At 62.7% G+C, this 8,859-nt stretch carries 10 protein-coding genes and 1 pseudogene; 10 read left to right on the top strand and 1 reads right to left on the bottom strand.

Annotated elements, in window-relative coordinates:
* Window positions 1-60: 60 nt before the first annotated feature.
* Window positions 61-336, bottom strand: a complete 276-nt coding sequence (locus tag J4E53_RS28645) for a polyhydroxyalkanoic acid system family protein (RefSeq protein ID WP_060739573.1) — start codon at window positions 334-336, stop codon at window positions 61-63.
* Between the two features lie 155 nt (window positions 337-491).
* Here J4E53_RS28645 and ubiE point away from each other — a divergent pair, with 155 nt between their 5' ends.
* The 10 genes and pseudogenes from ubiE to J4E53_RS28595 all read left to right on the top strand — a co-directional run bounded on the left by ubiE (window position 492) and on the right by J4E53_RS28595 (window position 8,579).
* On the top strand, window positions 492-1,262 hold the full coding sequence (gene ubiE, locus J4E53_RS28640; protein WP_003196937.1) for a bifunctional demethylmenaquinone methyltransferase/2-methoxy-6-polyprenyl-1,4-benzoquinol methylase UbiE: 771 nt from the start codon (window positions 492-494) through the stop codon (window positions 1,260-1,262).
* Window positions 1,262-1,886, top strand: a pseudogene (locus J4E53_RS28635) (SCP2 domain-containing protein). Before ubiE ends, J4E53_RS28635 begins: the two are co-directional and overlap by 1 nt.
* Window positions 1,883-3,487, top strand: a complete 1,605-nt coding sequence (gene ubiB / locus J4E53_RS28630) for a ubiquinone biosynthesis regulatory protein kinase UbiB (RefSeq protein ID WP_060739574.1) — start codon at window positions 1,883-1,885, stop codon at window positions 3,485-3,487. The pseudogene J4E53_RS28635 and the gene ubiB overlap by 4 nt, the downstream one beginning before the upstream one ends.
* A gap of 81 nt (window positions 3,488-3,568) precedes the next feature.
* On the top strand, window positions 3,569-3,967 hold the full coding sequence (hisI, locus tag J4E53_RS28625) for a phosphoribosyl-AMP cyclohydrolase (protein WP_003196931.1): 399 nt from the start codon (window positions 3,569-3,571) through the stop codon (window positions 3,965-3,967).
* Window positions 3,960-4,292, top strand: coding sequence for a phosphoribosyl-ATP diphosphatase (locus J4E53_RS28620; protein ID WP_003186671.1), 333 nt, complete (start codon window positions 3,960-3,962; stop codon window positions 4,290-4,292). The genes hisI and J4E53_RS28620 overlap by 8 nt, the downstream gene beginning before the upstream one ends.
* Before the next feature lie 24 nt (window positions 4,293-4,316).
* Window positions 4,317-4,604 (top strand): twin-arginine translocase TatA/TatE family subunit, encoded by a 288-nt coding sequence (locus tag J4E53_RS28615; RefSeq protein ID WP_103310994.1) that lies wholly within the window; start codon window positions 4,317-4,319, stop codon window positions 4,602-4,604.
* A gap of 10 nt (window positions 4,605-4,614) precedes the next feature.
* On the top strand, window positions 4,615-5,034 hold the full coding sequence (gene tatB / locus J4E53_RS28610) for a Sec-independent protein translocase protein TatB (protein WP_060739576.1): 420 nt from the start codon (window positions 4,615-4,617) through the stop codon (window positions 5,032-5,034).
* Window positions 5,031-5,828 (top strand): twin-arginine translocase subunit TatC, encoded by a 798-nt coding sequence (gene tatC / locus J4E53_RS28605; RefSeq protein ID WP_060739577.1) that lies wholly within the window; start codon window positions 5,031-5,033, stop codon window positions 5,826-5,828. The genes tatB and tatC overlap by 4 nt, the downstream gene beginning before the upstream one ends.
* A complete protein-coding gene (locus J4E53_RS28600) occupies window positions 5,825-6,532 on the top strand; it encodes a 16S rRNA (uracil(1498)-N(3))-methyltransferase (RefSeq protein ID WP_103310992.1) in 708 nt (235 codons plus the stop codon). The genes tatC and J4E53_RS28600 overlap by 4 nt, the downstream gene beginning before the upstream one ends.
* Window positions 6,533-6,662: 130 nt before the next feature.
* On the top strand, window positions 6,663-8,579 hold the full coding sequence (locus tag J4E53_RS28595) for a methyl-accepting chemotaxis protein (RefSeq protein ID WP_060739579.1): 1,917 nt from the start codon (window positions 6,663-6,665) through the stop codon (window positions 8,577-8,579).
* Window positions 8,580-8,859: the final 280 nt, after the last annotated feature.

The following is an 8,859-nucleotide window of genomic DNA, read 5'->3' as shown; positions in this document are numbered from 1 at the left end:
CTCGCTCCCACAGGGTGGGGTGGTGAATTTCAACTTTGCGTTCACCTCCCTTTCGGTCGATCAAGCCAACGCCTTGTCCAACGCCTTTTCAATTTCCGTCTTGATCGTGCCGCTCATGGCCGACATCAACATGCCCAGTTCCACGTCGACGCGGATCGAATCCTCGCCCACATGCACTTCGCCCTTGACCCCGGAACGCTTGAGTTTCAGGGTGTCGCCCACCCACTGCGGCTCCAGGCCATAGCTGTCGGACAACTTCTGCGCCAGCTTGTCGGCTTTCTCTCGCGCCGCTTCCTTGCCCAGGCCATGGGCACGCTCAACAGTTATACGGGCCATCGGGTGACTCCTGTTTTATCGGGACTTGCCTGAACGTTTCAGACCCTGGCTGCGTCAAAACGTCCCGGCGGTCGCCCATCTTACCTTCAGCCTTGCCAAGACAAAGCCCTCCACCGGGATTAGAATGTCCCGCATTCTTTTTTGGTGACCGCGATATGACTGATCAGCGCAAAGGCAGCGATGCCGAACCCACCACTCACTTCGGCTTCAAGAACGTGCCGGAAAGCCAGAAAGCGGAAAAAGTCGCTGAGGTTTTCCACTCCGTAGCCGCCAAGTACGACTTGATGAACGACCTGCTCTCGGGCGGCATGCACCGCCTGTGGAAGCGTTTCGCGATCGAGCTGTCGGGCGTGCGCAGCGGCAATCGCGTGCTGGACATCGCTGGCGGCACGGGTGACCTGACGAAGAAGTTTTCCCACATCGTCGGGCCGACCGGCCAGGTGGTGCTGGCCGACATCAACGAATCCATGCTCAAGGTCGGCCGCGACCGCCTGCTGGACCTGGGGGTGGCCGGCAATGTCGAGTTCGTCCAGGCCGACGCCGAAAAGCTGCCGTTCCCCGACAACCATTTCGACTGCGTGACCATCGCCTTCGGCCTGCGCAACGTCACCCACAAGGAAGATGCCCTGCGCTCGATGCTGCGCGTGCTCAAGCCCGGCGGCCGCCTGCTGGTGCTGGAGTTCTCCAAGCCGACCAACGCGCTGATGTCCAAGGCCTATGACGCCTACTCGTTCGCCTTCATGCCGCTGATGGGCAAGCTGATCACCAATGACTCGGAAAGCTATCGCTACCTGGCCGAATCGATCCGCATGCACCCGAACCAGGAAACCCTGAAGTCGATGATGGTCGAGGCCGGTTTCGACCGCGTGACCTACCACAACATGACCGCCGGTATCGTCGCCCTGCACCGCGGTATCAAGCCCTGATGTTGCTCACCGGCCTGCTCGCCAGTGTCGAACTCGGCATCAACCGGGTACTGCGCCTGGACAGCACGGCGCTCGCGCGCCTGGCGCACTTGAGCGGTAAGGTGATCGCCGTCGACTGCCGCAGCCCGGCGTTGCAGTTGTTCATCCTGCCCAGCGACGAAGGCCTGATGCTCGCCGCCCACTGGGAAGCCGAAGCGGATTGCACCCTGCGCGCCCCTGCCGCGAGCCTGCTGAACCTGGCCCTGGGCAAGGACAAGAGCGCGGTGCTGCACAGCCCCGAAGTCGAGCTCGACGGCGACAGTGGCGTGCTGCTGGAGCTGGCGGCGATTCTCCAGGACCTGGAGCTGGACTGGGAGTACGAAGTGTCCCGTTGGATCGGCCCGGTGGCGACCCAGTTGCTCAGCGGCCATTTGCACAGCCGCCGTCGCTGGTATGGCCAGGGCTTCGCCAGCCTGGGACAGAATCTGAGTGAATACCTGGCCGAAGAATCGCGTACCCTCGTAGGCCAACGCGAGGCCCAGGCCCGTTTTGATGAACTGGACCAGGTCAAGCTTGACCTGGAACGTCTTGAGGCGCGTTTCGAGCGCCTTTCCCGATCCCTTGAAACCAAGCGATAACGCATGAAGCTGCTTGCCGTCCGCCGTTTGTTGCGCATCCAGCGCGTCGTGATCCGCTACCGCCTCGATGACCTGCTGTTCGCCCTGCCGCTGCCCTGGTTTCTCCTGGCGCTGCGCTTCGTGCTGCCGTGGCGCTGGTTCCCCCGACGAACCCTGGACCTGACGCGTGGCGCCCGCCTGCGCCTGGCCTTGCAGGACCTGGGACCGATCTTCATCAAGTTCGGGCAGATCCTCTCGACCCGTCGCGACCTGCTGCCCGAAGACATCGCCGATGAACTGATGCTGTTGCAAGACCGCGTGCCGCCGTTCGATTCCAAGCTGTCGGTGGCGCTGATCGAGGAACAACTGGGCAAGAAGATCAGCGAAGTGTTCAGCCGTTTCGACGTCGAGCCCCTGGCCTCGGCCTCCGTGGCCCAGGTTCACGCCGCCCAGCTCAAGAGCGGCGAAGAGGTGGTGGTCAAGGTCATCCGCCCGGGCCTCAAGCCCATCATCGCCCAGGACCTGGCGTGGCTGTTCATCCTCGCCCGCGCCGCCGAACGGTTGTCGGCCGATGCCCGCCTGCTGCACCCGGTGGACGTGGTCCAGGACTACGAAAAAACCATCTACGACGAACTCGACCTGCTGCGCGAGGCTGCCAACGCCAGCCAGCTGCGCCGCAACTTCGAAGGCTCGCCGCTGCTCTATGTGCCGCAGGTCTATTGGGACTGGTGCCGGCCGAAAGTACTGGTGATGGAGCGCATCTACGGCATCCAGGTGACAGACCTGGCGACCCTGGCCGACCAGCGCACCGACATGAAACTGCTGGCCGAGCGCGGCGTGGAAATCTTCTTCACCCAGGTGTTCCGCGACAGTTTCTTCCACGCCGACATGCACCCGGGCAACATCTTCGTCAGCACCGTGCAACCGTGGAGCCCGCAATACATCGCCATCGACTGCGGCATCGTCGGCAGCCTGACTCCCGAGGACCAGGACTACCTGGCCCGCAACCTGTTCGCCTTCTTCAAGCGTGATTACCGCCGTGTCGCCCAACTGCACATCGATTCGGGCTGGGTGCCGGCCGAGACCAAGCTCAACGAATTCGAAGCGGCGATCCGTACCGTGTGCGAACCGATCTTCGAAAAACCGTTAAAAGATATTTCCTTCGGCCAGGTACTGATGCGCCTGTTCCAGACCGCGCGACGCTTCAACATGGAGGTCCAGCCCCAGTTGGTGCTGTTGCAGAAAACCCTGTTGAACATCGAAGGCCTCGGTCGCCAGCTGTACCCGGACCTCGACCTGTGGAACACCGCCCAACCGTTCCTCGAACGCTGGATGCGCGAGCGTGTCAGCCCGCGCGCCTTGCTGGGCAACGTGCAGAGCCAGTTCGAGCAGATCCCGCACCTGGCCAACATGACCCGAGACCTGCTCGAACGCATGTCCCAACCCCACGCCCACGACCCGGCGCCACCGTGGCACCGACGCAAGGACGACTGGCTGTTGCGCCTGCTTGGCGCGGCTCACCTGGGCGGCGGCGCGGTGCTGGCGACCGGCGGGCCGTTGAGCCAGCTGGGTCACTGGCCGGCCGGTATCATGATGGCGGTCGGTCTGTATCTGGTCGTTCGCCGATAGCCAGCACCGGTTCGCGCTGGCACACTGTTTCAACGCTGGGCCCGCCGACGTCAGGTGCGCGGCCCATGGTCGGAGTCAACGATGAAAAACTGGCAGGACGAGATCAAGTGGGACGCTGACGGCCTGGTGCCGGCCATCGCCCAGGACCACAAGACCGGGCGCGTATTGATGATGGCCTGGATGAACCGTGAAGCACTGGCCCTCACCGCCGCCGAGAACCGAGCCATCTATTGGTCACGTTCCCGTGGCAAGCTGTGGCGCAAGGGTGAAGAGTCCGGGCATGTGCAACATCTGCATGAGATGCGCCTGGACTGCGACGGCGACGTCATCATCCTGATGGTCGAGCAGGTCGGTGAGATTGCCTGCCACACCGGCCGTCAAAGCTGCTTCTATCGCGTCTTCGAGAACGGCGACTGGAAAACCGTCGACCCGGTGCTCAAGGACCCGCATGCCATTTATTCAGGACATACCCATGAGTGACACCCTGACCCGCCTGGCCCAGGTGCTGGAAGAGCGCAAGGGCGCCGCGGCCGACAGTTCCTATGTCGCCAGCCTGTACCACAAGGGCTTGAACAAGATTCTGGAAAAAGTCGGCGAAGAATCCGTCGAGACCATCATCGCCGCCAAGGACGCCGCCATCAGCGGCGACTGCAGCGACGTGATCTACGAGACCGCCGACCTGTGGTTCCACAGCCTGGTCATGCTGGCCCAACTGGGGCAGCATCCGCAGGCCGTACTGGATGAACTGGACCGTCGCTTCGGTCTGTCCGGGCACGTCGAGAAAGCCTCGCGCCCGTCCGCCTGATCCATTTTTGAGAGGAGTAGCCACATGGGTATCTTTGACTGGAAACACTGGGTCGTCATCCTGGTCGTCGTGGTGCTGGTGTTCGGCACCAAGAAACTGAAGAACCTCGGCACCGATGTCGGCGAGTCGATCAAGGGTTTTCGCAAGGCCATGAACGATGACGAGAAAACGGCCGATCCGACGACAAACCAGGCTCAGCCCGCACAACCGACCCAACCGGTACACCCACAGGCCACCCAGCCTGTGAATGCGCCGAATACCATCGACGTGCAGGCCCAAAAAGTCGAAGAGCCCATCCGCAAAGACTCGTGAGCACTGACTAATGTTTGGTATCAGCTTCACTGAACTGCTGCTCGTCGGCCTCGTCGCCCTGCTGGTACTGGGCCCCGAGCGCCTGCCGGGGGCCGCGCGCACCGCCGGTCTCTGGATCGGGCGCCTGAAGCGCAGCTTCAATGCGATCAAACAGGAAGTTGAACGTGAAATCGGTGCCGACGACATCCGTCGGCAACTGCACAACGAACACATTCTGTCCCTGGAGCAGGAGGCGCGGAAAATCTTCACGCCCACCCAGCAGGAACCGACGCCAGTTCAGCCTGAGGCCGAGCCGACGGTGGCTCCCCAAGTGCCAGAAGGTGGCGCGCCGGTGACTGAACCGGCGCCAGTGACACCGACGGTCGCGGATACAGCGCCCCCCGCTGCCCCTGCGCCTAACGATCCTACTTTGCCGCCGCGAGCCCCATGAGCGATATCCCTGAAAACGACCAGCCGATGCCGCTGGTATCGCACCTCACCGAGTTGCGCACCCGCCTGCTGCGTTGCGTCGCGGCGGTGTTCATCATCTTCGCCGGGCTGTTTTCCTTCACCCAGCAGATCTACACCTTCGTCTCCACGCCACTGCGCCAGTACCTGCCGGTAGGCGCGACAATGATCGCCACCGACGTGTCGTCGCCGTTCCTGACGCCATTGAAGCTGACGATGATGGTCTCGCTGTTCCTGGCGATCCCGGTGATCCTGCACCAGATCTGGGGCTTCATCGCACCGGGCCTGTACAAGCATGAAAAGCGCATCGCCGTGCCGCTGCTGGTGTCCAGCATCCTGCTGTTCTACACCGGCATGGCCTTCGCCTATTACCTGGTGTTCCCGCTGATCTTCAAGTTCTTCGCCGCCGCCACCCCGGCGGGCGTGGAGATGATGACCGACATCAGCAGCTACCTGGATTTCGTCATGACGCTGTTCTTCGCCTTCGGCGTGGCGTTCGAAATCCCCGTGGCCGTGGTACTGCTGGTGTGGATCGGCGTGGTCGACGTGGCCTACCTGAAGAAGATCCGCCCCTACGTGATCATCGGCTGCTTCGTGGTCGGCATGATCCTGACCCCGCCGGACATTTTCTCCCAGACCCTGCTGGCGGTGCCGATGTGGCTGCTGTTCGAGATCGGCATCCTGTTCGGTGGGCTGGTGCGCAAGCGCCGGGAAGAAGAACCCGAGGACCAGCCGGTCGATGACCACAACGACCAGCCGCCAGCGACCCAAGCGTGAACCTGCTGCTGCTCGAAGAGGCCGATTTCATCGGGCCTGACCGCGTCATCCTCAGCGATCGCCGGTTGACCCACATGCAGGAAGTCCATCGCAGTGCCGTCGGGGACAGCCTGCGGGTCGGGCGCATCGGTGGGTTGATGGGCTCGGCCCAGGTGCTGCGCCTGGAAGCTCGCGAGGCCGAACTGCAAGTGACCCTCGACCAGCCGCCGCCGGCCAAGTTGCCGTTGACCCTGGTGCTGGCGCTGCCGCGTCCGAAAATGCTCAGGCGAGTGTTCCAGACGGTCGCCACCATGGGCGTGCCGCGGGTAGTGCTGGTCAACAGCTATCGCGTGGAAAAGAGCTTTTGGCAGACGCCGTTCCTGGAGCCCGAGGCCATCCGCGAGCAACTGATCCTGGGCCTGGAACAAGCCCGGGACAGCGTGCTGCCAGAGATCATCATCGAAAAACGCTTCAAACCCTTCGTCGAGGACCGCCTGCCGGCCATCGCGAATGGCACCCTCGGCCTGGTCGGCCACCCTGGCAACCACCCGCCCTGCCCGCGAGCGCTGATAGAACCGGTGACCTTGGCCATCGGCCCCGAAGGCGGTTGGATTCCCTACGAGATCGACCTGCTGGGCAAGGCCGGCCTGCAACCGGTTCAAATGGGCGAACGAATCCTGCGGGTCGAGACTGCGGTTACGGCGCTGCTTGCCCGGTTGTTCTGACCCGGCAACACTCACACAGGCACATGATCCTTGTGGCGAGGGAGCACCCAGCGCCTATTTTCTACAGATCCCTCCAAAGCCGCCGATACAGATCCCATAAAACCAATTCAACGCTCCAGGGAGTATCAGCATGTTCCGGTGGCTTGCCCAGGGTCTGGGAAATGTAAGCGTCAATCGCAAACTCGGCGCAGGCTTCGGCTTGGTGTTGTTCCTCACCTTGATGATCGCATTCACCGGCTGGTCCAGCCTGGGCAATGTCATCAGCCGGGGCGATAAATTGGGGTTCATTGCCAGTCTCAACGACTTGAGCAAAGACTTGAACCTGGCCAGCATCGACTACAACACCACGCGGGGCGAGAAAGGACCGCAAGCGGTCAACGATCTGCTTGGCAAGCTCGAGGCCGGGCTGAAAACCGCTCGCGAGTTGATCGAACAGCCGGCCGACGTCGCGCTGATCGACAAGCAATTGGCCGCCGTCGCCGAATACAAAGGCGCCTTCGCCCAGATGACCCGCGCTACCGTAAGCCGCGAAGATGCACGCAGTAAACTCGGTGCCAGCGCCGACAACGCCGTGGCCCGCGTCGCCGAAGTTGAAAAGTTGATGCTGCAAGCCGGCGACGTCACGTCGTTCAACAGCGTGGTCACCCTGAGCAAGGCCATCCAGCAAGCCCGTTACCAGGTCCGCGGCTACACCTACAGCGGCAAGAGCGACGCCCAGCAACCCGCCCTCGATGCCATCGACGCCGTCCTCAAACTGCTTGCGCGCCTGCCAGACCAGTTGCCCCAGGAACACGCAGCCAACCTGCAGCAGGCCAGCGACTCGTTCAACCTCTATCGCGCGGCGGTCGCCCAGTTCCGCGACTCGCAAATCGACAACGCCGCTGCCCTCCAGCGCATGAGCGAGCAGGGTCAGATACTGATGGATGCCAGCCAGAAGCTGACCGTGTCCCAGACAGCCGTGCGTGACCGCGACGCCGCCCAAGCCAAGATGGTCCTGATCGTAGCGGCCGCCCTGGCGCTGCTGTTTGGCGTGATCGCCGCGCTGTTCATCACCCGGCAGATCGTGGGCCCGCTCGGCGAGACCTTGAAGGTTGCCGAGCGCGTGGCTGCTGGCGACCTGACCCACAACCTCACCTCTGACCGTCGCGACGAACTGGGCCAACTGCAACGCGCCATGCAAAGCATGACCGTGGGCCTGCGGCAATTGATCGGCGGCATCAGCGAAGGCGTTACCCAGATCGCCAGTGCCGCCGAACAGCTTTCAGCCGTGACCGAGCAGACCAGCGCCGGGGTCAACAGCCAAAAAGTGGAAACCGATCAGGTCGCCACCGCCATGCACGAAATGACCGCCACGGTGCAGGAAGTCGCGCGCAACGCCGAGGAAGCCTCCGAAGCGGCCGTCGCAGCCGATCAGCAGGCTCGTGAAGGCGACAAGGTCGTCGGCGAAGCCATCGCTCAGATCGAACGGCTGGCCAAGGAAGTGGGCAACTCCACCGCAGCCATGGGCGATTTGAAACGTGAAAGCGACAAGATCGGCAGCGTCCTGGACGTGATCAAGTCCGTGGCCCAGCAAACCAACCTGCTGGCCCTCAACGCGGCCATCGAAGCGGCCCGCGCCGGCGAAGCCGGGCGTGGTTTCGCGGTGGTGGCCGACGAAGTCCGCAGCCTGGCCCAGCGCACCCAGAAGTCCACGGAAGAGATCGAAGAACTGATCGTGGGCCTGCAAGCCGGTACTGAACAGGTCGCGACCATCATGGACAACAGCCGCAGCCTGACCGACAGCAGCGTCGAACTGACCCGTCGCGCGGGAGGCTCGTTGGAGAACATCACTCGCACGGTTTCGGCGATCCAATCGATGAACCAGCAGATCGCGGCTGCGGCCGAGCAACAGAGTGCGGTGGCTGAGGAGATCAACCGTAGCGTACTGAATGTGCGTGATGTGTCGGAGCAGACGGCGTCGTCCAGTGAAGAGACTGCGGCCTCCAGTGCCGAGTTGGCGCGGTTGGGGGTTCATTTACAGACGTTGGTTGGGCGGTTCCGGGTTTAACTTGGGTGTGGGGATACCCGTGCTCTTCAGTGGACACAGTATTCATGCCCACCGCCGAGCCCTGTGGGAGCCGAGCTTGCTCGCGATAGCGGTGGGCCTGCTTGCATCGATGCTGAATGTAGCGCCGCCTTCGCGAGCAGGCTCGCTCCCACAATTGGATTGGGTACACCCGTAAGAGCAGGTCGTCTATCCGGCCGCCTCGCGAGCAAGCTTTGCTCCCACACAGATTTTTGGTCGCTCATAGGATCAGTGTCCACCGCCGAGCCCTGTGGGAGCCGAG

This window comes from Pseudomonas sp. FW305-28 (assembly GCF_017351395.1).
Classification (GTDB): Bacteria; Pseudomonadota; Gammaproteobacteria; order Pseudomonadales; family Pseudomonadaceae; genus Aquipseudomonas; species Aquipseudomonas fluorescens_AA.
This window is presented reverse-complemented; position numbering and strand designations above follow the sequence as displayed.

Bases quoted from the DNA above. Each gene is read 5' to 3' on its own strand.
- tatB (WP_060739576.1), top strand. From the start codon at position 4,615: ATGTTTGGTATCAGCTTCACTGAACTGCTGCTCGTCGGCCTCGTCGCC.
- ubiE (WP_003196937.1), top strand. From the start codon at position 492: ATGACTGATCAGCGCAAAGGCAGCGATGCCGAACCCACCACTCACTTC.
- J4E53_RS28645 (WP_060739573.1), bottom strand. From the start codon at position 336: ATGGCCCGTATAACTGTTGAGCGTGCCCATGGCCTGGGCAAGGAAGCG.
- J4E53_RS28595 (WP_060739579.1), top strand. From the start codon at position 6,663: ATGTTCCGGTGGCTTGCCCAGGGTCTGGGAAATGTAAGCGTCAATCGC.
- hisI (WP_003196931.1), top strand. From the start codon at position 3,569: ATGAAAAACTGGCAGGACGAGATCAAGTGGGACGCTGACGGCCTGGTG.
- J4E53_RS28615 (WP_103310994.1), top strand. From the start codon at position 4,317: ATGGGTATCTTTGACTGGAAACACTGGGTCGTCATCCTGGTCGTCGTG.
- J4E53_RS28620 (WP_003186671.1), top strand. From the start codon at position 3,960: ATGAGTGACACCCTGACCCGCCTGGCCCAGGTGCTGGAAGAGCGCAAG.
- ubiB (WP_060739574.1), top strand. From the start codon at position 1,883: ATGAAGCTGCTTGCCGTCCGCCGTTTGTTGCGCATCCAGCGCGTCGTG.
- tatC (WP_060739577.1), top strand. From the start codon at position 5,031: ATGAGCGATATCCCTGAAAACGACCAGCCGATGCCGCTGGTATCGCAC.